Origin of the sequence: Apibacter sp. wkB309 (assembly GCF_002964915.1) — a bacterium.
GTDB lineage: Bacteria > Bacteroidota > Bacteroidia > Flavobacteriales > Weeksellaceae > Apibacter.
On the sequence record NZ_PSZL01000001.1, the window covers coordinates 319,585 to 344,859 of the forward strand.

26 protein-coding genes are annotated in these 25,275 nt (G+C 29.9%); 13 read left to right on the top strand and 13 right to left on the bottom strand.

Annotation, left to right across the window (positions count from 1 at the left end; genetic code table 11):
- The first annotated feature begins 34 nt into the window (after nucleotides 1–34).
- Nucleotides 35–604, top strand: coding sequence for a phosphoribosyl-ATP diphosphatase (hisE, locus tag C4S75_RS01265; protein ID WP_105296501.1), 570 nt, complete (start codon nucleotides 35–37; stop codon nucleotides 602–604).
- Here hisE and C4S75_RS01270 read toward each other — a convergent pair.
- A complete protein-coding gene (locus C4S75_RS01270) occupies nucleotides 601–1,020 on the bottom strand; it encodes a dCMP deaminase family protein (protein ID WP_105296502.1) in 420 nt (139 codons plus the stop codon). The two genes, hisE and C4S75_RS01270, sit on opposite strands and share 4 nt — an antisense overlap.
- A gap of 208 nt (nucleotides 1,021–1,228) precedes the next feature.
- Between C4S75_RS01270 and C4S75_RS01275 the strand changes: the two genes are divergently transcribed.
- The 11 genes from C4S75_RS01275 to C4S75_RS10225 all read left to right on the top strand — a co-directional run bounded on the left by C4S75_RS01275 (nucleotide 1,229) and on the right by C4S75_RS10225 (nucleotide 11,820).
- Nucleotides 1,229–2,545, top strand: coding sequence for an OmpA family protein (locus C4S75_RS01275; protein ID WP_105296503.1), 1,317 nt, complete (start codon nucleotides 1,229–1,231; stop codon nucleotides 2,543–2,545).
- Between the two features lie 554 nt (nucleotides 2,546–3,099).
- Complete coding sequence (gene trpB, locus C4S75_RS01280) at nucleotides 3,100–4,296, top strand: tryptophan synthase subunit beta (RefSeq protein WP_105296504.1); 1,197 nt, start codon at nucleotides 3,100–3,102, stop codon at nucleotides 4,294–4,296.
- Nucleotides 4,297–4,299: 3 nt separating this feature from the next.
- Entirely contained in the window at nucleotides 4,300–5,691 is a 1,392-nt protein-coding gene (locus C4S75_RS01285; protein WP_105296505.1) for an anthranilate synthase component I family protein, read from the top strand.
- 6 nt (nucleotides 5,692–5,697) lie between these two features.
- On the top strand, nucleotides 5,698–6,249 hold the full coding sequence (locus tag C4S75_RS01290) for a cysteine hydrolase family protein (protein WP_105296506.1): 552 nt from the start codon (nucleotides 5,698–5,700) through the stop codon (nucleotides 6,247–6,249).
- A 7-nt stretch (nucleotides 6,250–6,256) separates the two neighbouring features.
- Nucleotides 6,257–6,823, top strand: coding sequence for an aminodeoxychorismate/anthranilate synthase component II (locus C4S75_RS01295; RefSeq protein WP_105296507.1), 567 nt, complete (start codon nucleotides 6,257–6,259; stop codon nucleotides 6,821–6,823).
- Between the two features lie 6 nt (nucleotides 6,824–6,829).
- Entirely contained in the window at nucleotides 6,830–7,828 is a 999-nt protein-coding gene (gene trpD, locus C4S75_RS01300; RefSeq protein WP_105296508.1) for an anthranilate phosphoribosyltransferase, read from the top strand.
- A 19-nt stretch (nucleotides 7,829–7,847) separates the two neighbouring features.
- Nucleotides 7,848–8,279 (top strand): hypothetical protein, encoded by a 432-nt coding sequence (locus tag C4S75_RS01305; protein ID WP_105296509.1) that lies wholly within the window; start codon nucleotides 7,848–7,850, stop codon nucleotides 8,277–8,279.
- A 9-nt stretch (nucleotides 8,280–8,288) separates the two neighbouring features.
- Entirely contained in the window at nucleotides 8,289–9,071 is a 783-nt protein-coding gene (gene trpC, locus C4S75_RS01310) for an indole-3-glycerol phosphate synthase TrpC (RefSeq protein WP_105296510.1), read from the top strand.
- Between the two features lie 16 nt (nucleotides 9,072–9,087).
- Nucleotides 9,088–9,717, top strand: coding sequence for a phosphoribosylanthranilate isomerase (locus tag C4S75_RS01315; RefSeq protein WP_105296511.1), 630 nt, complete (start codon nucleotides 9,088–9,090; stop codon nucleotides 9,715–9,717).
- Complete coding sequence (gene trpA, locus C4S75_RS01320; RefSeq protein WP_105296512.1) at nucleotides 9,710–10,483, top strand: tryptophan synthase subunit alpha; 774 nt, start codon at nucleotides 9,710–9,712, stop codon at nucleotides 10,481–10,483. The genes C4S75_RS01315 and trpA overlap by 8 nt, the downstream gene beginning before the upstream one ends.
- Nucleotides 10,484–10,779: 296 nt before the next feature.
- Nucleotides 10,780–11,820, top strand: coding sequence for a bifunctional transcriptional activator/DNA repair enzyme AdaA (locus C4S75_RS10225; RefSeq protein ID WP_105296513.1), 1,041 nt, complete (start codon nucleotides 10,780–10,782; stop codon nucleotides 11,818–11,820).
- A gap of 51 nt (nucleotides 11,821–11,871) precedes the next feature.
- On the opposite strand, the gene rnr is transcribed toward C4S75_RS10225, so the two are convergent.
- From rnr to C4S75_RS01385, 12 genes are all read right to left on the bottom strand, one after another.
- Nucleotides 11,872–14,025 carry a ribonuclease R gene (rnr, locus tag C4S75_RS01330; protein WP_105296514.1) on the bottom strand — a complete coding sequence of 718 codons (2,154 nt, stop codon included), beginning with the start codon at nucleotides 14,023–14,025 and terminating at the stop codon, nucleotides 11,872–11,874.
- Between the two features lie 112 nt (nucleotides 14,026–14,137).
- On the bottom strand, nucleotides 14,138–14,851 hold the full coding sequence (locus C4S75_RS01335; protein WP_105296515.1) for an LrgB family protein: 714 nt from the start codon (nucleotides 14,849–14,851) through the stop codon (nucleotides 14,138–14,140).
- Nucleotides 14,848–15,186 (bottom strand): CidA/LrgA family protein, encoded by a 339-nt coding sequence (locus C4S75_RS01340; protein ID WP_105296516.1) that lies wholly within the window; start codon nucleotides 15,184–15,186, stop codon nucleotides 14,848–14,850. The genes C4S75_RS01335 and C4S75_RS01340 overlap by 4 nt, the downstream gene beginning before the upstream one ends.
- A gap of 180 nt (nucleotides 15,187–15,366) precedes the next feature.
- A complete protein-coding gene (locus tag C4S75_RS01345) occupies nucleotides 15,367–16,338 on the bottom strand; it encodes a Gfo/Idh/MocA family protein (protein WP_105296517.1) in 972 nt (323 codons plus the stop codon).
- A complete protein-coding gene (locus tag C4S75_RS01350; protein WP_146105540.1) occupies nucleotides 16,319–17,086 on the bottom strand; it encodes a hypothetical protein in 768 nt (255 codons plus the stop codon). The genes C4S75_RS01345 and C4S75_RS01350 overlap by 20 nt, the downstream gene beginning before the upstream one ends.
- Before the next feature lie 286 nt (nucleotides 17,087–17,372).
- Nucleotides 17,373–19,040: a hypothetical protein gene (locus tag C4S75_RS01355; RefSeq protein WP_105296519.1), complete on the bottom strand. Its 1,668-nt coding sequence runs from the start codon at nucleotides 19,038–19,040 to the stop codon at nucleotides 17,373–17,375.
- A gap of 601 nt (nucleotides 19,041–19,641) precedes the next feature.
- On the bottom strand, nucleotides 19,642–21,777 hold the full coding sequence (locus tag C4S75_RS01360; protein ID WP_105296520.1) for a S9 family peptidase: 2,136 nt from the start codon (nucleotides 21,775–21,777) through the stop codon (nucleotides 19,642–19,644).
- Nucleotides 21,778–21,863: 86 nt separating this feature from the next.
- On the bottom strand, nucleotides 21,864–22,346 hold the full coding sequence (locus C4S75_RS01365) for a thioredoxin family protein (RefSeq protein ID WP_105296521.1): 483 nt from the start codon (nucleotides 22,344–22,346) through the stop codon (nucleotides 21,864–21,866).
- A 5-nt stretch (nucleotides 22,347–22,351) separates the two neighbouring features.
- On the bottom strand, nucleotides 22,352–22,720 hold the full coding sequence (locus C4S75_RS01370; RefSeq protein WP_105296522.1) for a DUF4296 domain-containing protein: 369 nt from the start codon (nucleotides 22,718–22,720) through the stop codon (nucleotides 22,352–22,354).
- On the bottom strand, nucleotides 22,717–23,442 hold the full coding sequence (locus tag C4S75_RS01375) for a polyprenol monophosphomannose synthase (protein ID WP_105296523.1): 726 nt from the start codon (nucleotides 23,440–23,442) through the stop codon (nucleotides 22,717–22,719). Before C4S75_RS01375 ends, C4S75_RS01370 begins: the two co-directional genes overlap by 4 nt.
- A 73-nt stretch (nucleotides 23,443–23,515) precedes the next feature.
- Nucleotides 23,516–23,791 (bottom strand): barstar family protein, encoded by a 276-nt coding sequence (locus tag C4S75_RS01380; RefSeq protein ID WP_105296524.1) that lies wholly within the window; start codon nucleotides 23,789–23,791, stop codon nucleotides 23,516–23,518.
- On the bottom strand, nucleotides 23,788–24,234 hold the full coding sequence (locus tag C4S75_RS01385) for a ribonuclease domain-containing protein (protein ID WP_105296525.1): 447 nt from the start codon (nucleotides 24,232–24,234) through the stop codon (nucleotides 23,788–23,790). Before C4S75_RS01385 ends, C4S75_RS01380 begins: the two co-directional genes overlap by 4 nt.
- Nucleotides 24,235–24,314: 80 nt before the next feature.
- On the opposite strand from C4S75_RS01385, the gene C4S75_RS01390 reads away from it, so the two are divergent.
- The gene (locus C4S75_RS01390) at nucleotides 24,315–25,109 is read left to right on the top strand and encodes an RNA methyltransferase (protein ID WP_105296526.1); all 795 of its coding nucleotides are present in this window, start codon (nucleotides 24,315–24,317) and stop codon (nucleotides 25,107–25,109) included.
- Nucleotides 25,110–25,275: the final 166 nt, after the last annotated feature.

Genomic DNA, 25,275 nt, shown 5'->3' on the forward strand with positions numbered 1-25,275 from the left:
AATAGTATCTTCGCATTGTTAATTCTTAAAATGAATGAGAGATACTAACACTAGTAAAGAAAAAGAATTTATAGCTGTCATTCAGGATAATAAAACAGGCAAGGTTTTAACGTCCGGTCTAAGCACCTATGCCTTGCTAAAAAAAACTCAGGCAGAAAAAAAAATTTATTTAGTTGGTGATTCTTTTGATGATTTATACACAGCAGAAGAATTTTTATGGAACAAAGATAAGACCGTGATATTAATCAAAGTTAAAACCAACAAAGATTCAGATAAATATTTACAAACGACGGATTTCTTGGAGGAAAATAGAAATTCCTATTCCTATTTAAGTATTTTAGAAAAAAAAATAGGAAAAAGCATAAAAGGAGAAAAGCAAAATACACATATTACTACTGTTTTAAAAAAAGGTAAATCCAAAATTGCGCAAAAATTTGGAGAAGAAGCAGTAGAGTTGGTAATTGAAGCAGCTAAGGAAAACGATAAATTATTTAAAGATGAAGCCGCAGATGTTTTTTATTATTATCTGATATTGCTGCAGGAAAGAGGATTTTTACTAGACGATATTTTAAAGCAATTAAAGCTACAACGAAGAAAAATTTAAAGTTCTTCCTCCTTAATCTGTTCAATTTCGATTCCTGCCTCCCTTAAAAAATCAATGCCACTCGTATCAGAATATTCATTGATATATACCAAACGCTTGATACCTGCCTGATGAATTAATTTGCTGCATTCGCGACAAGGAGAAAGAGTAACATAAAGAGTAGCTCCTATACAGGATTGTGTAGATGCAGCCACTTTAAGGATGGCATTGGCTTCAGCATGCAAAACATACCATTTCGTAGTTCCCGTTTCGTCCTCGCATATATTTTCAAAACCCGTAGGAGTACCATTATATCCGTCAGAAATAATCATACGGTTTTTTACAATTAAAGCTCCCACCTTCTTTCTTTCACAATAAGATAATTTACCCCATTCTTGAGCCATGCGTAAATAAGCAATATCATATTTTGTTTTCATAAGCTAAAAATACATTTTTTTACTAAAAGGCTTGACTTATTTATTGATACTTTTTTATTTTTTTAACAATTATTAAAAAGGGAAATACAGATATATAAAAAAAGTATTTATGAATAATTTAAATTATTTGGAATAATTATTGTCATAAACAAAAGATAAAATATGTTATAATTAAATAATAATACATTTAACACGGAAAAATTTTGTTATGGAAAATCTATTAGATTCATTAAAGAAAATTATTACACCCGAAGCTGTTTCTAATATATCTTCAGAATTGGGAGAAGATACAGGAAAAGTTACATCAGCAATAAAAACAGCCGTTTCCAGTTTATTCGGTGCAGTTCTAGAAAAAGGTAATGATAATAAGTTAGAAAATATATTGAAACAAGCGGGAAATATTCCTTCCATTTCTAATGTAAAAGGATTGTTTTCCGGACAAGCAGATGCTGAAACACAAAAATTAAGTTCGGGCTTTTTAAATAATCTTTTTGGAGATAAATTAGGAAACTTTTCTTCTCTGATATCTTCTTCATCAGGCTTAAAAAGTGAAAGTACTACCAAACTAATGGGAGTTATATCACCATTAGTAGCAGGATTTTTAGGACAAAAATTATTAGCAGGAGGAAATTTCAAAGGCTTATTAGGACAGATAAATTCAGAAAAAAATGGTTTTTTATCATCAATACCTTCAGGTTTAGCCGGTATTTTAGGAGTTTCTTCACTATCAGGATTAGGAGATTCTTTTCTTAACAAAGTTTCATCTCAAACTAAAGAAACTGCAGAAAACGTAAAAGAAAAAGTAGAAGATACCTATCATGAATATAAAGATAAAATGGAAAAACATTCCGGTGGCGGTTGGTTAAAATGGCTTATCATATTTTTACTTGCGGGTATTCTAATCATTTGGTTATTTTCTAAAAATGGATGTTCTAAAGGGAAAGGTACTACAGCTCCGGTAAACGATTCCATCCAAAAAGTAGAGCCTAATGCAAATAATAGAGACACAGTTTCAGCTAATAGTACTAATCCAACAGATCATAAAATAAAAGAATTACTTCCGATTACTTTGCCAAGCGGAACAGTTATCAATGCTTTTCCCGGAGGAATAGAAGACAAAATGGTCAATTTTTTGCAATCCGATGAATATAAAAATGCTACCAACGACGATTTAAAAAATAAATGGTTTGATTTTGATGCCATCAATTTTGAATTTGGAAGCGGAACAAAATTAACGCCTGAATCGGAAACACAAGCAAAAAATATTGGAATTATACTTAAAGAATTTCCTGATGCAAAAGTTAAAATTGGAGCTTATACCGATAAAAAAGGAAATGACCAAGATAATTTAAAATTGTCACAAGAAAGAGCAAATACTGTAAAGGAAATATTTATTAAAAATGGATTTGGAGATAGAGTTGATGGTGCTGAAGGATATGGATCCAAATTTGCAACAGTTGATGCAAACGCATCCGATGAAGAAAGAGCTAAAGACAGAAGAATTTCTTTACGTTTTGAAAAATAAAATTTAGACAATTAATTTAAAAAAACTATTATATAACTGTAGCAATAGGATAAATACGTAAAAATCTAATAAATAAAAGTAAAACCTTAAGAATTCTATTCGTAACCCATTCTTTATTTTATATAAATGAATGGGTTTTTCTTTTTATTTATTTCTTGTAATTTAAGAATAATATCTACTATCTGTAAACTCAGTACATAGTTAAATAGTCAATTTAAATGCAGAACAAGAACAGAATATATAAAGTATATCACACTATTTAATCACGCTCATAATTAAATAATAATCTAAATACAAATTAAATAAAAACATAAAATCGGTTGAAATATTTTGTATTATAAAAAGATAATTAGTATTTTTGTTAAAATAATTAAGAAAAGTGAAAACAATATTTTTAAATAATATATCTTGGTGGTGGTGCTCTCAGCTTCAATAGCCGTGGGCAGTAAGGTATATTATTTTAAATAAAATAGTAAAAGAATAAGAAAAACCTACCGTGTTCACGGTAGGTTTTTTTGTTTTTTGAAATGATTAATTACATAAAATGAAAAAAAATGAAGAATGCATATAGTGTAAACCAAGAAGGTTACTATGGTGAATTTGGAGGAGCTTATATTCCTGAAATCCTTTATGAAAATGTGGAAATTCTAAAAAACAATTATTTAAAAGTATTAAATGACCCAAAATTTCAAAAAGATTACCACGATTTACTAAGAGATTATGTTGGAAGGCCTTCACCTTTATATTTGGCAAAAAGACTGTCTCACGAATACGGATGTAAAATCTACTTAAAAAGAGAAGATTTAAATCATACCGGAGCGCACAAAATCAATAATACAATAGGTCAAATATTATTGGCGCAAAGAATGGGTAAGACCCGAATTATTGCTGAAACCGGAGCGGGTCAACATGGAGTTGCCACGGCTACAGTTTGTGCATTAATGAATATGAAATGCGTAATTTACATGGGAAAAGTGGATGTGGAAAGACAAAAGTTGAATGTTGAAAAAATGCAAATGTTAGGAGCAGAAGTACTACCCGTGACGAGTGGAAATATGACCTTAAAAGATGCAACTAATGAAGCAATTCGCGATTGGTGTTCTAATCCGAAAGACACCTATTATATTATAGGTTCCACCGTAGGACCTCATCCTTATCCGGATATGGTTGCTCGTTTACAATCAGTCATCAGTGAAGAAATTCGCAAACAACTTTTAGAAAAAGAACAAAGAGAAACCCCCGACTATTTGATAGCATGTGTAGGAGGAGGAAGCAATGCTGCCGGAACCATCTATCATTTTTTAAATGAACCTTCGGTAAAGATTGTTTTAGCTGAAGCAGCTGGAAAAGGATTAAACTCCGGAGAATCTGCTGCGACTATCCATTTAGGAAGATTAGGAATCATTCACGGAAGCAAAACTTTACTCATGCAATCAGAAGATGGACAAATAGAAGAACCATATTCTATATCGGCCGGATTGGATTATCCGGGAGTTGGTCCCCTTCATGCCCATTTGTCTAAAACCAAACGTTCGGAAGTTCTGGCAATCACAGATGAAGAAGCTTTAGATGCAGCCTTTGAATTAACAAGATTAGAAGGTATAATTCCCGCCATTGAGTCGGCACATGCCTTAGGCGTATTGAAGAAAAAGAAATTTAAAAAAGAAGATATTATTGTGATCTGTCTATCGGGAAGAGGAGATAAAGATATGGAAACATACATAAAAGTTCAGAAAAAACGAAACGAATAAGATATGAAAATACAGGTAAAAACTAAGAAATTATTAGCAGACCTACAAACTCCTGTAGGGATATATTTAAAAATAAGGGATGCTTTTCCTGAATCTGCTTTACTCGAAAGTTCTGATTTTCATGGTGGAGAAGACAGCTCGTCTTTTATTGCGATGGATCCTTTAGCTAAATTTAAAGTAAAAGACTATGTAATTACAACGGAAATAAACGGGCAAACTAAAATCAAAAATTTAGAACAACCTTTAGTCAACGAATTGGGTGATTTTATTAAAAGCTTTCAATTACAGGGAGAGAATCCTGCTAAAATTAATGGTTTTTTTGGATATACTTCCTATGATAGTATTCAATATTTTGAATCGGTTGATCCTAAAAATAAAAAATATGAAAATGCGGATATTCCTGAATTATTTTACATTTTTTACCGATTTATATTAGTTATTAATCATTTAAAGAATGAATTAACCATTGTTGAAAATATTCCCGAAGGAGAAAAATCAGATATTCATCAACTAGAAGCCTTATTGCAAAATAATAATTTTGCTTCCTATAATTTTAAGATCAAAGGAGATGAAAAAAGTTTTATTTCCGATGAAGAATTTATAGAGTCTGTAAAAAAAGGGATTGCACATTGTAAAAGAGGAGATGTCTTTCAGATAGTACCTTCACGGTGTTATTCACAAGCATTTACCGGCGATGATTTTAAAGTATATCGAGCGTTACGATCTATTAATCCGTCTCCCTATCTTTTTTATTTCGATTTTGGTTCTTTTCGAATATTCGGATCATCTCCCGAAACGCATTGTAAAATAAATAAAGGACGAGCATATATTGATCCTATAGCCGGAACTTATAAAAGAACCGGAGATGATGAAAAAGACAGAAAACTTTCAGAAAAACTCTTACAAGATGAAAAAGAAAATGCAGAACATGTTATGTTGGTAGATTTAGCAAGAAATGATCTGAGCCGAAATTGCCATGAGGTCCAATTAGAGTTTTTTAAACGAGTACAGTATTTTTCACATGTGATACATTTAATTTCCCGTGTGAGTGGAATTGTGGATGAAAATAAAAACAGTATTTCTGTATTTGCAGATACATTTCCTGCAGGAACCTTATCCGGAGCACCCAAAGTTAGAGCCATGCAATTGCTGCACGATATAGAAAAGCATATGCGGGGAATATATGGAGGATGTATCGGGTATATTGGTTTGGACGGAAATTTAAATCAAGCAATTACCATCCGGTCATTTTTAAGCAAAAATAATGTATTGTATTATCAAGCAGGGGCGGGCGTTGTATCCAAGTCAAATCCTGAAGAAGAGTTGAAAGAAGTAAATAACAAGTTAGGAGCGCTTAAAAAAGCAATTGATCTGGCAGAAATTTTAAAAAATTAATTATATATGAAAGCTTTACTTATTATAGATATTCAAAATGACTATTTTGAAGGAGGAAAAAATCCTCTAAATAATTCTATACAAGCTTGTGAACAAGCAAAAAACATTTTAGAAATGTTCAGAAAAGAACAATGGCCGGTAGTCCATATACAACATGTATCTTCAAGGTCAGATGCAACTTTTTTTCTTCCTCATACTCAAGGGGTAGAAATACATTCCCATGTCAAGCCGAAAGACGAAGAAAGAGTCATCATCAAGAATTTTCCTAATAGCTTTATAAATACAGATCTTCAAGATGCTTTAAAGAAACTTAAAGTTGATGAACTTGTAATTTGCGGAATGATGACCCATATGTGTGTGGATGCAACTACAAGAGCAGCTAAAGACTTAGGTTATACTTGTACTTTGATAGGCGATGCTTGTGCAACCCGAGATATTGAAATTAAGGGAGAAAAAATACAAGCTAAAGAAGTTCAAAATTCATTTTTAGCAGCCTTAAGTTATTACTATGCCGATGTACAAACGGCTAACCAATTCTTAAATTCATGTTCTAAGTAAATATACAATGAAACTATTGGTTTTAGATAATTATGATTCATTTACCTATAATTTGGTTCACTTAATCAAAGAATTGAATTATACGGAAGTAAATGTATTTAGGAACGATCAAATCACGTTATCAGAAGTAGCAGACTATGATAAAATAATATTATCACCGGGCCCGGGAATACCTTCCGAATCAGGAATATTGCTCTCATTAATCAAACAATATGCTCCCACTCATTCCATTCTGGGGGTGTGCTTAGGAGAACAAGCTATAGGAGAAGCTTTTGGTGCTAAATTGACCAATTTAGAAGATGTGTATCATGGAGTTGCAACGAAGATACGAATAATAGATGAAGACTATATATTCAAAGGTATTTCTGAAGAAATGGAAGTTGGGAGATACCATTCGTGGATTGTAGATAATCAAGATTTTCCGGATGAACTTCAAATTACGGCCGTCGATCATGATAATCAAATTATGGCTATAAAACATAAGCATTATGATGTTCACGGAGTTCAGTTTCATCCTGAATCCATACTTACCCCGAAGGGCAAAAGCATTATAAAAAATTTTTTAGAAAATTAAGTTGATATGAAACAACTATTAAACAGACTCTTTGAGCATCAATATTTAAACCGAGAAGAAGCGAAAGAAGTACTGACTAAAATGGCCGCGAAAGAATATAATGAATCTCAGATTGCCGCTTTCATAAGCGTTTTTCTTATGAGAAATATTAGCATCGATGAATTTTTCGGTTTTAGGGATGCCCTTATGGATTTATGTACGGATGTTTCATCATTAGCCGCATATGATCCTATAGATATCGTAGGTACGGGAGGGGATAATAAAAATACGTTTAATATTTCTACTCTTTGTTGTTTTGTGGTAGCCGGTGCCGGATATAAGGTTGCAAAGCATGGAAATTATGGCGCGACTTCTGTTAGCGGAGCTTCCAATGTGATGGAACAACACGGAGTTAAATTTACTGCAGATATCGGTAAACTTGAACGATCATTAGATCAATCCAATCTGGCTTTTTTACATGCTCCTTTATTCAATGATGCCATGAAGGTGGTAACACCCATAAGAAAAGCATTAGGAGTTCGTACATTCTTTAATATGCTGGGACCTGTAGTAAATCCAATAAAACCTAAAAGAAATGTATTAGGAGTCTTTAATCTTAAAATGTCTCGCTTATATTATTATATCTATCAAAATACCGATTGTAATTATACGGTTGTACATAGTTTAGACGGATATGATGAAATATCCTTAACCGATAATTTTAAAGTGGTTACCCATTTAGGGGAACATATCTATTCTCCCGAAGATATCGGTTTGGAAAGATGTACGCAACCGGAGTTGGACGGAGGAAAAACACCTGAAGAAGCTTCAAAAATTTTTGATAACGTTTTAAATAATCAAGCAACCAAAGCCCAAAAAAATGCTGTGATAGCTAATTCGGCTTTTGCCATACACAATATAAATCCCAAATTAACTATTGAAGAATGCATCAATCAAGCAAGAGAGTCTTTGGAAAGCGGAAAAGCGAAAAAAACCTTTCAAAAGTTTTTAAGCCTGAATAATTAGGTTTAATAAAATAAAAAAGATGAAAAAATTAATACTTATAACATTTATTTTGTGGAATCTAGTATCCTATTCTCAAATAAAAGAAAGAGATCAAAACTTAATTGGATTTTGGCAAGGTACAGAAAAAGGAACTCGAGAAGAAGGAATACGTAACTATTGGATCAAGCAACGGAATATTGACGGAACTTTTCTTTTGTTGCAAATTCAATTGTTGGAAGGAACTGAAGAAAGAGCGATTGTAGATAAAGGGGAATGGTGGACGGAAAAAGGTAATTATTATGAACTTCATTTTACCAGTAAAACAATTGACACCTATTTTTATTATTTTCCTGATCAACAACAAGTTCAGTTTAGAAGAGGAGAAATAAATAGAGATTCTGTTGATTTAGATGATGAATTTGTAGAAAAAAAAGTAGTTGATAAGGATAGTAACTCATTCATTGAACCATAAAAGAAAAATATGCCTACTATTTTAGATAAAATTATTGATTGTAAAAGGATTGAAATTGAAAAATCAAAAAGGAAAATTTCAATTAAAGATCTGGAAAATAAAATACAAAATGTAAAGAAAAGACAATCGTTTAAAGAATCCTTACAAAGATCTTCAACCAGTATAATTGCAGAATTTAAACGTCGATCTCCCTCGAAAGATTGGATTTTTAAAGATGCAAAAATAGAACAAATTATACCTCTTTATTCTGAAAACGGAGCAAGTGCAATATCCATTCTCACCGATACTGATTTTTTTGGAGGTAATTTGCAGGATTTGGTTAATGCAGAAGCCATTACACAAACTCCTCTTCTTCGTAAAGATTTTATGATTGATGAATATCAACTTTTTGAAGCTAAAGCTTACGGGGCAAGTGCTATATTGTTGATAGCCGCTGCTTTAACTGTTGAAAAAACTAAAGAATTGGCAAAACAAGCTAAAAATCTTGGGTTGGATGTATTGTTGGAATTGCATCATAAAAAGGAATTAGATTATATTAATGAATGGGTAGATGTAGTAGGAATTAATAACCGAAATTTAAAAACCTTTGTTACGGATGTACAAGTTTCATTTGACATGGTTAATAAAATACCCCCTGAGTTTTTGAAAATTTCTGAAAGTGGAATATCTTCTTCTCAAACCGTAAAAGACCTAATGCTAGCCGGATATAAAGGATTTTTAATGGGTGAAAATTTTATGAAAACCAATAATCCAGGTAAAGCTTTACAAGATTTCATTGAAGAACTTACATAATCATACCAATTAATAGATGAAAATTAAAGTTTGTGGGATGAAATATCCTGATAATATTGAGCATCTTTCTCTAATACCTATAGATTATATGGGATTTATATTTTACCCGAAATCCTTACGTTATATAGATAAAATACTCCCCGAAACCATTCTTTCACAAACTAAAGATATTTTGAGGGTAGGGGTCTTTGTTAATGAAAAAATAGAATTGATTTTCAGTAGGATTGAAAAATATAAGTTGGATGTTATCCAACTTCATGGATCGGAACATCCAAAATATTGTTCAGATCTCTTAAGAAGTTTTCCTAATATAAAAATAATTAAGGCTTTTAGCATATCATCTCCTAATGATTTGCACAGTACAAAAGAATATAACTCAGTTTGTGACTTCTTTTTGTTTGATACTAAAAGCACGCAATATGGAGGTTCAGGGAAAAAGTTCGATTGGTCGTTGATGGATTTTTATGCAGGTGAACTTCCTTTTTTTTTAAGCGGAGGTATTTCAATGGAAGATGTAGGGAAAATTAAAGAAATAAAGCATCCGAAATTATATGGTTTGGACTTAAACAGTAAGTTTGAAATTGAACCGGGAAGAAAAAATATTGAATTAATAAAAGAATTTATAGAAGAAATAAACTATGAATAGAATAAAGCAATTATTTAATAAAAAACAGAAAGACATTCTTTCCATTTATTTTACGGCCGGATATCCGAATCTTACCGATACAGGTAAGATCATAAAAGAGCTTGAAAAAAACGGCATAGATTTAATAGAAGTGGGTATACCCTTTTCAGACCCTATGGCAGATGGGCCAACCATTCAGGAAAGCGGCACGTTGGCTTTGAAGAATGGAATGAATTTAAAATTGCTTTTCGAACAAATTAAAGAAGTGAGAAAAGAAGTTGAATTGCCGTTACTATTAATGGGATATTTAAATCCAATTATGCAATACGGAATTGAAAATTTTTGTAAAAAATGTAAAGAAGTCGGTGTAGATGGAACAATTATACCTGATTTGCCTTTTAATGATTATAGTACAAAATATAAATCGATTTTTGAAACTTATGATATAAAAGTTATAATGCTTATAACTCCCGAAACATCAGAAGAAAGAATTCGCTTGATTGATGAAAATACGGATGGATTTATATATATGGTTTCATCTGCCTCAACAACGGGAGCGCAAAAAAGTTTTGATGATAAAAAAGTAGAATATTTTCAAAAAATTAATTCCATGAAATTGCGTAACCCTCGTTTAATAGGGTTTGGTATTTCTAATAAAGCTACTTTAGAAGTTGCACAATCTTATGCTAACGGCGCTATCATTGGAAGTAAGTTCATTACCTTGTTAAAAGATAATAATACAATAGAAAAAGCGGTTCAAGAATTAAAAAATACTTTAAAAACTTGATGGGTTTTTTAGTTTTTAAGTGTTTGTTAATACCCTTTATCTTTTCATGGGAAAAATATATGTTCATTTTTCGGTTGCAGTACAATCTCCGTCGGAACTAATTTTATCGAAAAATTATTTTAAAATAATTTTTAAATCGTAAGAGTATTTTTGTTTATCCTTATAATATTAGGGATTTACATAGAAAACGGGTAGATTATATCTGAATTTAATGGGTTTCATCCTATTTTTTTAATATATAAGATGTTTAATTATAAAAAGGATATAAAAAATACTTTTTCCATGGATCAAAAAAAATATTTTACAAAGCCTTATTAGAAAGGGATAGTTCATTTGAAGGAACTTTTATTGTTGGTGTTAAAACTACCGATATATTTTGCCGTCCTACCTGTTCTGCACGAAAACCTAAATTTGAGAATGTTGAATTTTTTACTTCGACTAAAGAAGCTTTAAGTAAAGGGTATAGAGCATGTAAAATATGTCATCCTATGGAAAGGAATGGTGAAACGCCGGAATATATTCATAAATTATTACAACATTTGGAAGACAACCCCAATATTAAATTAAAAGACTTTAATATAATGAATATGGGAATTGAGCCAATAAAAGTTAGAAGGTGGTTTCTTAAAAATCATGGAATTACTTTTCATATGTATCAAAGAATGTATAGAATAAATGAGGCATTTAAAAAATGTAAAGAGGGTAATAATATCACACAAATTGCCTATGACTCAGGATTTGAATCGTTGAGCGGATTTAATGAAACTTTTAAAAAAATTACAGGAATTACACCTAAAATGAGTAAAGAAAAACAATTAATTAATCTTACCCGATTGGCAACCCCTTTAGGAACTATGATTGCTTGTGCCTCAGAGAAAGGCATATGTTTGTTGGAATTTTCGGATCGTAAAATGTTAGAAAGAGAATTACAATTAATATCAAAGCGTTTTAATACTTCTATTGTACCAAGTGAAAATAGTTTATTTAAACAATTAAAACAACAATTAGACTCTTACTTTGAAGGTACTTTAAAAGAATTTACAGTTCCATTAGACTGGGTTGGTTCTGATTTTCAAAAAGAGGTATGGAAGGTCCTTCTTCAAATACCTTATGGCAAGACTTCAACTTATGCCATTCAAGCAAAACGTATCGGTAAGCCCTCTTCTGTTCGAGCGGTTGCAAATGCTAATGGTATGAATATGATTTCTATATTGGTTCCTTGTCATAGGGTCATTGGTTCGGATGGATCTTTAACAGGTTATGGAGGAGGACTGTGGAGAAAGAAAAAATTATTAGAGTTAGAAGCAAAAGGTTCGTTACAATTAAAATTGTTTTGATATAAGCAAAAAACAGACTATATAGTACAATTGGTTAATAATTTATTCTTATCAATTCTCAATAAGTTCAAAATCTAATTGTTTCTTTTCAAGATTAGCTTTTATAACTTTAATAAATACAGTATCTCCCAACTGATATTGATTGCCGGTTCTTTGTCCAATAATAGAATAGGTCTTTTCATCATAGCGATAATCATCATCCCGTATATCTCTTGTTTTAATCATTCCTTCGGTTCCGAATTCTTTAATTTCTACATAAATACCATATTCGGTTACTCCGGTAATTACTCCCTCAAAAGATTCACCTAAGTGTTTTTCCATAAATTTAACCTGCATGTATTTAATACTGTCTCTTTCAGCATCGGCGGCTAATTTTTCCATATTGCTGCAATGTTTTGCCATATTCTCGATAATTTCTTTGTTTGCAGACGGTTTTTTGTCTAGAAAATCTTGTAAGAGACGATGGGCAATTACATCAGGATATCGGCGTATGGGAGAAGTAAAATGACTGTAATAATCGAAAGCTAAACCATAGTGACCGACATTTTCGGTTGAATATTTTGCTTTTGACATAGTACGGATGGTAAGCGTTTCAATCATATTTTCTTCGCCTTTACCTTTCACGTCGGCAAGTAATTTATTGATGGATTGATAGGTTTTATATTTATTGGTTATATTTATATCATAACCCAAAGTATTCACAAATTGTTTAAGAGAGAGTAATTTTATCGGATCCGGGTCGTCATGAATTCTATAAATAAAAGTTCGATCGGTTGGATTCCCTTTTTTATTGGTACTAACATATTCGGAAACTTTTTTATTGGCCAGAAGCATAAATTCTTCAATTAAATGATTGCTGTCTTTTCCAATTTTAAAATAAACTCCTACGGGATTTTTATTTTCATCTAAGTTAAATTTTACCTCTATTTTGTCAAAAGAGATTGCACCTTTGTTCATTCGGTCCTCTCTAAGTAGCTTTGCCAAATTATTAAGGGTGTGTATTTCTTCTTCAAAATCGCCCTTTTTTCCCTCAATAATCTCTTGGGCTTCTTCATAAGTGAATCTTCTGTCCGAATGAATAACCGTTCGTCCAAACCACTGTTTTTTTACTTGTGCTTTCTCATCCAATTCAAATACGGCGGAAAAAGTATACTTATCTTCTTTAGGACGTAAGGAACAAACATTATTGCTTAAAACTTCAGGAAGCATTGGAACGACTCTATCGACTAAATACACAGAAGTTCCTCTTAAATAGGCTTCTTTATCTAATAGGGTTCCCGGTTTTACATAATGGGAAACATCTGCGATATGAATTCCGATTTCCCAGTTGCCGTTGTCTAACTTTTCGATAGAGAGTGCATCATCAAAATCCTTGGCATCAATAGGGTCAATGGTAAATGTAGTGACAGTACGCATATCTCTTCTTTTAGATATTTCATCCTCTAATATGCGTATATCAAGTTTTTCCGCTTCTTTTTCAACTTCATATGGAAATGTATAAGGTAACCCATATTCACTTAAAATAGCATGGATTTCAGTTTCATTTTCTCCCGGATCTCCTAATACTTCAACAATAGATCCCGTAGGACTGTCTTCTTTATCTTGCCAATCGAGGAGTTGAACCACTACCAGTTGACCGTTTTTTGCACCGTTGAATTTATCTTTTGGTATAAAAAAATCAGTGTGAACGGAAGGTTTATTAACTACTGCAAATCCAAAATTTTTGTTCGGAGAATATTCAAATTTTGCAACAAATTTTGTTTTGTAACGTTCCAGGATTTCAATTACTTCTCCTTCCGGTTTTCTGTTTTTAAATTGATGGACTATAGCTTTTACCATGTCATTTTGTAAAGCTTTTCCTGTTTTTCCTTTCGGTATAAAAATATCTTTTTCAAGACCGTCGACAATTAAATAGGCATTACCATTCTGACTGAAATCAATTTTTCCGGTAACGGATTCTTTTATGGAATTGATTTGATATTTTCCGGTTTTTATTTCTGTTAGTTGTTTCTCAGAAACCAAACTTAAAAGTCCTTGTATTACAAATTCTCTTTGTCTGGGATTTTTGTAATCCAATATTGTGGATATTTGTTTATAATTGTATTGTTTATTCGGGTTTTTTATAAAGATGTTAAGTATATTTCTTTTTAAATTTCGTAGTTTCTCTTTATGTTTAGTAGAAATTATTCTCTTTTTCTTAGTCATAATATATTTTAAAATTTATTTAAATATTCGCCTTTTTCATAAAAACTTATCAGATAAATTTATATTAATAAGTAATTATTTATTGTTACAAAAAGTTAACCACAACGAATATTTATCCAATCGAATTTAATAGTTGGATTAAATACGGAGTTAGTATAGGAGCAAATATAGCAGTTAGTACACCATTTAAAGCCATTCCAAGTGCTCCGTAAGCGCCAAATTTTTCACCGTTTTTAACAATTTCCGCTGTACCTATAGCATGAGAAGCAGAACCCACAGCTATTCCGATTGCTTTGTGATCTTTAATTCCTAATTTAGTTAGGAATCCCCATCCAAACAGGGCACCGACAAATCCGGTAATGAAAACAATTGCAATAGTAAGAGACGGAATGCCTCCCAGTCCTTTTGATACCTCCATTGCAATAGGCGTTGTTACTGATTTTGGAGATAATGAATAAGCTATAATGTCTGAAGCACCTAAAATTTTTGCTATAACAACCACGGAAATAATTCCCGAAAGACTTCCCGCTATCATAGCGATAAAAACTCTTATATAACTGCCTTTTAAATGTTTTATATACAAATAAAGCGGTAGACCCAAAGTTACCACGGATGGTCCCAGCCAAAAAGAAATTAAAGAGGTATTATTGTTATAATCTTCATACGAAGTATGTGTCACTTTTAAATAGACAATCAATAAGATTATAGAGGTTATACCCGGATGAAGTATTTTATATTTAAATTTAGTAAACAACAAATTACATAACCAAAAAACCAGTAAGGTTAACGTTATATGAAAAAGAGGAGTATCTAAAAATTCCTTCATTCTTTTTTCTTTCTAATAAGTAAACTTACAGTTAATAACACGATAAAGGTACTAAGTATAATGGATATTAAAATTGCTAACCATTCCTTAGAGATTAAGTCCCATTGGGAAGCTAATCCAACCCCTAAAGGTATAAATAAAATCAGCATATTATTTAAAAAGAAAGTAGCCACTTCTTTTATATCTTCCACTTTTATGATATTCAATTGTAAAGATACAAGTAATAACAGCATACCTATTATGCTTCCCGGTATCTTTATTTGCAGGATGAAAACTATTAATTCACCAATAAAATACAACAGTAATATAATTCCTAATTGTGAAATTAATTTCATATAGCAAAATTACTATATTAAATACAAATCAAATATTATTTTTCATAAGATATTTAATCAAAAAAATAATTTTTAAGTAAAAATTCAAATTTTGATTTGTATTTTGATAAAATTACAATAAAATATTTTATAGATTGGAAATAATTATTCCTTTACTAATTTATAAATAAGCCTATTTGTTTAGGCTAAATAGCTAGACGCTTTATCAATAAAATCAATAGTTTCAATCGAATTTTCAGCATCTAAACAAGATGAGGTTGAATTTTTTAACGAGTGTACTATTTCTTTATATAACAATTTATGAAGCGGTTCTTTAGGTAAATCAATACCTTTAAAAAAGCTCTCTTTTACATTATAATGTACTAGTTGATCCAAATATTGGCCACCAATTTTTATTGTTCCTTTTTCTGCAATGATAGTAATTGATGATTCAAAGTTTTTTTCGTAGGTAGAGATGGTGTAACACATACTTCCCAGTGTCTTTCCCGATTTAAATTGTAAAATTCCACTATCGGGGAATTCAATTACGTTTTGATGCGTATAATTGGTAGTTAAATTGCTTATTAATTCAATTTTTCCCAACAAATAATGTATTATGTCTATGAAATGAGAAAATTGCGTAAACAGTATTCCTCCATCTAACTGTTTTGTTCCACGCCATGAATCTTTTTTATAATAGCGGTTATTTCTGTTCCAAAAACATTCAATATTTATAAGAAAAATTTCACCTAAATAATGATTGTCAATTAAATTTTTGACATGATTTATTATATGTGAAAAACGTAATTGCAAAGAGGTAAATAATCGAACATTATTATTCTTTGCAATAGTAATTAATTCTTCAATTTGGAATTTATGAAATGTAATGGGTTTTTCCACCAACACATTTTTAGATAATTCCAGGATTTCTTTCGTTTGTCTATAATGGTAACCGTTAGGTGTTGCAATTATGTACAAATCAATATCAGGGAAAATAATATGGCATTCTGATATACTTTGAAAAATAGGGATATTTTTATTTTCCAAAACAAAATTATCCGTATCTATCAAAGCAACTACATTTAAATTTTCATTATGTGATATATTTTCAAAGTGTATTTTTCCTATATGGCCGTATCCTATAATAGCTATTTTAAGAATGTTTTTTTTCAAATTTATTTAAATATTTTACAAATTGAATTAATAAAATTACAGCTATTGAAAATATTAGACCCGCTAATGCGAAAGTAAGAGTATCACGTTTATAAAATAAAGATTTACTATTTACTAATTGTGGCTCAGAAATTAATGATATTACTTGAGATTCTTGAACTTTTTCAACTTCAATTTCAGCTAATGATTTGGTTATTTCTAAGGATTTATTAAGTAAGTCTTGTTCAACGTTTGTCTTTGATTCTCCATTTAATGATATGGAAGAGGAAACTTTAGTTTTGTCTCCTTTAGCTATAGATAATAATAAGGTATCAATTACTTTTAAATCTTTTTTATATAGATTGCTTTTAATATCCAGAGAATTTAAATTAGCATCTTTAATTTTTTTATAAAAAATATCATTTTCAATGGGATCTATAATTTTACTTTTGATTTCATCAGGTGAAAGTTTTTTTAAAGATGTAATGTATACAATATGATTAGGATAATCTGTATCTACCAAAAGTTTTCTGAAATCCTCTATTTTAAATTGTCTTGAAAAAATAGTATCATTTTTATAAAAATCTGAATTTTTTTGTACATAACGGTAGAAAATATCTAGTTCGCTTGTAAAAGTTTTTATGGGACTGATCGAAATTGACTTTAAATCCTTGAAAAATGCATTATCCAATTTTCCGCATGATTGATTATATGAATTAATTTGTTGGTAAAGTTTGGACGCACTTTTAAAATTAGGAGCTAAAATCATTTCATAATTATAATAGCTAGGTAAAACTCTTTTATTGAAATATCCTACTAAGCCAAATATTATTACAGTAATTACTATTATGAAAAAATATCTTTTTAATAAAATAAAAAACCATAAAAGGGGTGTTATAATATTCTTCCAAAAAAAATTAAGAGTAGAATAAAAAAAATTTTTAAAGATGTTTTTAAAATAATCTAAGAGACTTATAAAATCATGATCTGGATTTAAATTTTTATTATTTTCCAAATTTAAATTTTTATTTTCGTTATCCATTTATTTTATATAATTAATTCTTAATAGTTAAAATTTGCTCAAGTATCTTTTGAGTGATCAAATACGTAGGTTTTATACCGGTTAAACCCAATCCTCCGGAGGCCAATGTACTTCCGGTTTCTAAAGGGTTATCTGAGGCATAATAAGCATATCTTAATTTTACGTTTTCACCTATATGATGACGTATTTTAGATGCTACTTGAATAGCTTTTTGATAATGTGCTCCCTCCATTTCTAAACCGATGGCTTTCCAAGATGTTTGCATAAAATAAGTCAAAACATTTTTATTTTGTAAAGAAGTACCTAATACGGTAATCATGGCTCCTTTATAAGCGTTAATATTATATCCCTCAAAATCTTTTAAAGAAAGTTGGTTATGAAAAGGGTAGTTATCTGCTGTCCCTTCAAATATATGGGCAGTTGGAATCATAATATCGCCTTTATTTCCAACTAAAATTCCGGCTTTACCTAAGATAGATATTGAGTCAACATTTAGCTTTAATTTTTCTTTCGCATTATTTATTGGCCTTAATAATTCGTCCATTATCTCAAAAGCCTGTTCTCCGAAAGCATAATCGAAAACAATTAAAATGTCTTCTTTGTTTATGTTTTTAATATTTTTAAAAGGTGTGTTTTTAAAATTTATTTTAGATAGATCGAAGATTTGAACGTCAATATTTGATCCGCTGGTATCTTTACTGTATATCATGCCATTTTTTTGAGCATAACTTTTTACAGAATCAACTAAATCTAAATTTTTACTTAAATCTTCATACATTTTTAATTCTTCATCTGCATGAAAAGTCTTATTTAAAGAATCAAAAGCATACAACATATTTTTCACACTATGCATATTGGAGCTTATAATGTGAATTTTTTTATTTATTAACTTATTTTTAATTAATGTTTTTTTAACATTTTCCGCCCATTTTTCACCAAATAAATGATGACCCACTCTTTCCTTCAAAATGGAGCTGAAAAATATTTCTCTTCTTCGAATCCCTAATTCGTCTTCTTTACTTACCCTTCCTAAATTGTAAATAATCTTTATAAAACGGTCAGGATCATTTGTTTCTTGAAAGTTTTTATAAGCAGTAATTACTTCATCAAAGCTTCTGCCCAGCATGGTGGCTATGTGGGCTAAAATTACCTCTCTTTCTTTTCTTTTTAAAGGTTCAGAGCTTAAGGCTGCATTTTCAACAGATATCCAGATTCTTCCTACTTTTCCGTTAAAATCATGAGTTCTTTTTCTAATTTTATCGGCTTCATTGTATAAAAAAGTAAGGTGAGTAAGGATGTCATAAATTTCGGATCTTCCTAATAAAACTTCAATGTTCATTTGATGCTCATCCACCCGATAACAAGTTCTCCTTCTTTTTTTAGGATAGATAGGGGTAAATGATGATTTGTCTAACCCTTCATTGGAGGTTAAAAATATAAATGAACATTCTTCAATACCTTGGGGGAGCCTATCTAAAACATAGTTGAGCCCATTAAGTTCAACTTTATCCGGATCAGCTATTGATCCATATATTTCCGGATTTAATTTTAATAAATAGTTTCTTAATTCAAGTCCTGAAGTACCCGTTGGTTTGAAGCCACCTCGGTTAAAAAGATGACGCATGGTAATATATAATCTTTCAATTACATCTGTCGATTCTCTGGCTTTATATATTGTCATCTTGATAATTTTTTAAACAAAGATAATACATTCTTTTATTTGGTATAGGGATTAATAATTGGACGTAACCCTTTATAGAAAAAAGATTTCCGTATTAGTTATAATATAAATTAGAATAAATATTTAAATAAGTTGTTTGTATTAATATAATAATATTAAAATAACTAATGTATCAGAAAATAAAATTCAATCATATTGCTCTTTTGTTGGTTTAAAAATTTATATTAAAATAAAATATTAAATAATTAGTATAAAGGAAAAATTAATAAGAGGTATAAAGTATAAATTATTTTATTTTATCACAAAAATAAAGCCAAAGTATATTTTGCGTATCTTTTTTGAATATTTTAGCTAAAATTTATAAATTATATTGTCTCGTCATAAAAACTGTAACTACAGCATTATAATTGATTTTATTTATTTGTAATTAAATCTTTGAATTTCTTAATATGGATTAATAAATTATATTTTGCCCTTAAGCTCATAAGATAAAGAGTAGTGAATTTTCTTTATTATTCTTGTGAAATTTTATTTGATACAATTCAAAAAAGTACTAAAAACATATATGTATCAACAGTAAATGTTAATATTTAAAGAATTCTTACAGATTTGATTTAATGTAATCAGTCATTTTTTGATATAAATGATATCGAGTATTTCCGCCATATATTCCATGATCTTTATCAGGATAAATAGCTGTATCAAATTGTTTTCCATTTTCAATAAGAGCTTTGATCATTGCTGCAGAATTTTGAAAATGTACATTGTCATCTGCCGTTCCATGAATAATTAAAAATTTACCCTGTAAATCTTTTGCAAAGTTTACAGGTGAATTTTCATCATATCCTGTTGGATTTTCTTGTGGAGTTTGTAAAAATCGTTCGGTATATATAGTATCATAGAATCTCCAATTGGTTACCGGCGCAACAGCTATTCCCATTTTAAATAATCCATTAGACTTTGTCATACATAGAGAAGTTAAATAACCACCAAAGCTCCAGCCCCATATTCCAATTCTGTTAGAATCAATAAAGGATTGGGTTTGCAACCACTTTGCAGTAGCAATTTGATCTTCAAGTTCAAGTTTACCTAGCTGTTTATATGTTGATTTTTTAAAGTTTTCCCCTCTTCCACCGGTTCCTCTACCATCAACGGAAACAATTATATATCCTTCTTGCGCAAGCATTTGGTGCCACCAATAATTGAGTGAATCCCAAGAATTAGTTACCGTTTGAGATCCGGGTCCACCGTATACATACATTAAAACAGGATATTTTTTATCAGGACTGAAATTTATAGGTTTAATCATGTATGATTTTAACTTAATCCCATTTTTAGTAGGAATTTCAATAAATTCTAATTTTTGAATTTCTTTCTTATTGGCATAAGATACTAAGAACGAATTATCTTCCAGAGTTTTTAATATAGATCCGTTATTATTCCTCAATGTAAATACAGGAGGTGTATTTGCTGTACTAAATTGATCGATGAAATAAGAAAAATCAGTACTAAAAGAAGCATTATGGGTTCCTGTTTCATCCGTTAAAATTTTCTGTTTACCGGTTTTGATGTTAACGGAGGCTACTATCCTATTGCTAGATCCTTTTTCATTGGATTGAAAGTATAAGAGGGAATTTTTATTATCCATTCCATAAATCCGAATTACGCCCCAATTCCCTTTAGTAATAGGTTTTACTAATTGTCCTTTAGCATTATAAAGATATAAGTGATTGTAGCCGTTTTTTTCGGAGTTTAAAATAAAACTTCCATCGGCTAATAAATTAATATAAAGTTTGTCAGTTTCAATCCAAGTAGTGGATGTTTCCGTTACTAATAATTGAGTGTTAAGATTGGCTGGGTTTATTTTTAAAACAGTAATTTTATTTTGAAAACGATTGGAAGTTATTGCGAATAAATCTCCATTGGGTGAGAATTTAACATTTATAATATAATAGTTTTCGTAATTAGATAAAGAAACCGTATTAATTTCTTTTTTATCTAAATTATATAACTTTAAGCTAACAATAGAATTGTCTTCTCCTGCTTTTGGATATTTGTAAATGAAATGATCGGGATACAAATAGTTTTCATATAATGGAATATCAACTTCTTTAACATGAGATTCATCAAAATGTATAAAGGCAATATTTTTTCCGTCCGGCGACCATTCAAAATTTCTGACATGAGCAAACTCTTCTTCATAAACCCAATCTGAAATTCCATTTATGATTTTATTCTTTTTTCCATCATGCGTAACTTGCGTTATTTGCAATGAGGGAAATTCTTGATAATAGATATTATTTTCATAAACAAATGCTATTTTAGTACCATCGGGAGAAAAAATAGGTTCTTGTATGGGCTTTTTGTTGAAAACCTCAAAAAATGATTGGGTTTTTATGTTATACAGAGTATAAATTCCCGATTTTGAGCGTCGATATATTGGAAACGATTCATTTTCTAAAAGCAGATAATTTTCATCGTTATTAAATAAATAATCGGAATATGTACCCGAAATGATCGTATTTATTTTATCAAAGGTTTCATAGGAATATTTTTCAATACCATTTTTAGTTAGAATAGTATATTCTTTACCATTTTTTAAAGATTTTATTCCTGAAATGGTTTTTGGATAAAATTTACCGCTCCATATTTCTTCTAATGTTATTTTTTGAGCATTAATATTTACTACGAATATGCATAAAATTATAGATAACAATATATTTTTGTCAAATCTCATAAAGATCATATTTAAAATTTAGAATAATAAATAATAGCTTTTATTAGCTAACATATGCTTTTAATAATAAACGAAAGTACCTTCTATTAATTATTGATATTGGGATCAAGGGCTTTTGGCGACCAACCATTTAAAAATTTTTCAACTTTTTTAACGTCATATCCTGAATTGTTGTCTTCTAAAAAATCAGATTGCTGCGTATGAATTCTTTCACCTTTTTCATTTAAGATTACGAATACCGGAAAACCAAAACGTTGAGGATATCCTAACTTAGCTAAAATAGACTCATTTTTATTTTCTTTTGAATAATTTAAATGATATACAATATAATTTTCCGTTAAAATATTCTTTATAATATCGTTATTTTGAGTTAGAGTATTGAATCGAATACACCAGATACACCAATTTCCACCGATTTGAAGTAAAATAAACTTATTTTCTTTTTTAGCTTCACTAATACAAGAATCAATTTTTTGTTGAGCATGTTCATCAGGATTATATATTTTTTTATCTTGTGAAAATACTATTGAGACAAAAAATATACATAGAACTAAAAATTTGATTTTCATTTTTATCAAGGGTTTTCGGGTGATTCTTCTTCTTTTAATTGTTGTTGTTGATCTTTAGTTAATTTACTTTTAAGATTATCAATAACTTTATCATATATATGCTGTAAAGCATTTACGTCTGTATAATAATATATGTAACTGTTTTGAAAAATTTCTTTAGTGGTATGATGAGCCTTAAATATAGAAACGTATGTATCAAAAGCAGTTTCTTGATCCAATGGAAGATTGGTTGGAGTTTGTTTATATAAATATATGTCACTTAAAATTGCAATCATATCCTTTTTAGAGAGCAGATGATCAGGTTTTTCAAGAGGATGTTGACAAGAAAAAAGCAATAAAGACAGACTAATAAACATATATAAATAAAGCCTCATAATTTTCCTAATAAAGACATAAATTTCATTTTAATTACTCCGAAAACAGCTTCACTGATGATGGCTCCACTCATCTTCGATTTTCCTTTAGTTCGGTCTGTAAATATAATAGGAATTTCAACAATTTTAAATTTTTTACAATACGCTCTAAATTTCATTTCAATTTGAAAGCCATATCCTACTAATTCCACTTGATCTAGAGGTAATTCCTCCAATACTTTTCGAGTGAAACATACAAAACCGGCAGTAGAATCATTAATGGGCAATCCGGTAATCAAACGCACATATTTGGAGGCAAAAAAAGAAAGTAGTACCCGATTCATCGGCCAATTAACTACATTAACTCCCTGGCAATAACGAGAACCAACAGCTAAATCTGCTCCATTTTTACAAGCCCGATACAGTTTAATTAAATCATTCGGATTATGTGAAAAATCAGCATCCATTTCAAAAATATAATCATATCCCATTTGCAATGCCCATTTAAAACCATGGATATAGGCTCTTCCCAAGCCGTTTTTAGTACTTCGAACTTCTAAAAAAAGACGATTGGAATATGTTGGGATTAAGTCGGCAACCGTCTCTCCTGTGCCATCAGGAGAAGAATCATCTACAATCAATATATCGAAATCCTCTTCCAGGCTAAACACACATGAAATAATATCTTCAATGTTTTCAATTTCATTGTATGTAGGAATTATGACTAGTTTTTTATCGGACACAGTATATTGTTTTTAATAAAGTAAATTTATGTTTCTAGCAACATTAGCAACAAAGGTAATCCAAAATTATAAGTTAGTTGGATAAAAAATAAGAAAACACGAGTTCTCTATCAGTTTCTTTTTCAGCTTCTTCAAATAAGGCAATTAATTGTTTAAACTTTTGGAGTTTATCTAAATCTAAGTTTTGAAAAATAATTTTTACAGGCAATTCAATAATACCGGTAAGCGTATCCCAAAGTCCGTCCAAGTTATTAGCCGTATGAGGATTAAGTCCGAATTTTTTTTGAAAAACTCGGTAAAATTTAGGTAAAGAAGAAATAGAGTCAAAATCAAAAGAAACTGTTTTCATCTTTGTTGAAAAGTCTTATAATGGTCATAAGTTACAAAAATTAGTCCATCATTCGAAAAAATAACACGATCGGCACCTCTCATTCCGCACTTATAATTCAAATCGGCTTCCGTCCATTTTCTTCCCTTTTTGGACGGAATCTTATTTTCTCTGTTTTTAAATATATCACCGCCAATTACTTTTCCCGGGAGTATTTGACATAAATTACCTTTTTCGGGTTTCCAACCGGCTTTACGCGCATCTAATCTTTTAATATAATAATTTGGTAAGGAATGATGTGTTTTTATATAATTTATAATAATATCTTCTGAACTTAGCTGTTCTATATTAAATTGCCCAAGATTTAATTTTTTAGTTGAAAGGTTATAACTAAGGATTAAGGAAATTATTACTAAAACACTAAAGAAAAGACTATAAAAAAAGGATTGTTTTTTAATTTTCATGCTAATAATTCAAATATAAGTAATAAAATTATCTAAATAATGAATAAGTTTTTTTACTTTTGCCAAATTTCTTTTATATCATGTATATAGAAAGTAATAAAAATCCAAAAATAAAGAATTTAGTAAAATTATTAGAAAAAAGTAAAGAAAGGAAAAGTCAAAGGAAATTCATTGTTGAAGGCAAAAACGAAAATTTTTTCGCCTTAAAAAATGGTTTTGTTCCTATTGAATTTTACATACAACCACATATTTTTCAAGATTCTATAACACTTCCTTCTTCCGCTATAAAATATGAAGTATCACAATCTGTTTATGATAAGATCGCTTATAGGAAACAATCTGAAGGCATACTGGGGGTTTATGAATATAAGACCTATGAATTAGACCAAATAAAATTACCGGATCGCCCATTTATCCTGATTATTGAATCAATTGAAAAACCGGGTAATCTTGGGGCAATATGCAGGTCAGCAGATGCGTTTGGTGTAGATATGGTTGTAGTATGTGAAGAAAAAGCAGATCTATATAATCCCAATGTACTACGGTCATCGGTAGGAAGTTTTTTTAATATTCCTATTATATCAACAAATAATGCAAATATATATGATTTTCTTATAAAAATGGATGTACCAATTTATGCTACTTATATGACTGAAACCTCAAAAATTATACAAAATGTTGATTTTACAGAATCAGCTGCAGTCATATTTGGAACAGAGCATTCCGGTATTTCTGATTTTTGGAAAGATAAAATAAAAGAAAATATACTAATTCCTATGAAAGGACAAATAGATTCATTAAATGTAAGCAATGCAGTTGCAATTGTTTGTTATGAAGTGGAAAGACAAAAAATCATGTTAAACAAGCACTTATGAAAATAATATTTGCAAACTTTATGTGTATTATGTCATAAAAATATATTATTCTTGTTCTTTATTAATTAGAACTTATATCTTTGTATGAAATTGTTTAGAAAAAGAGAACATTGTTACTCTATTATTTGTTGAAAAAAACAAGAATATTGTAATATAGTTGGATAAA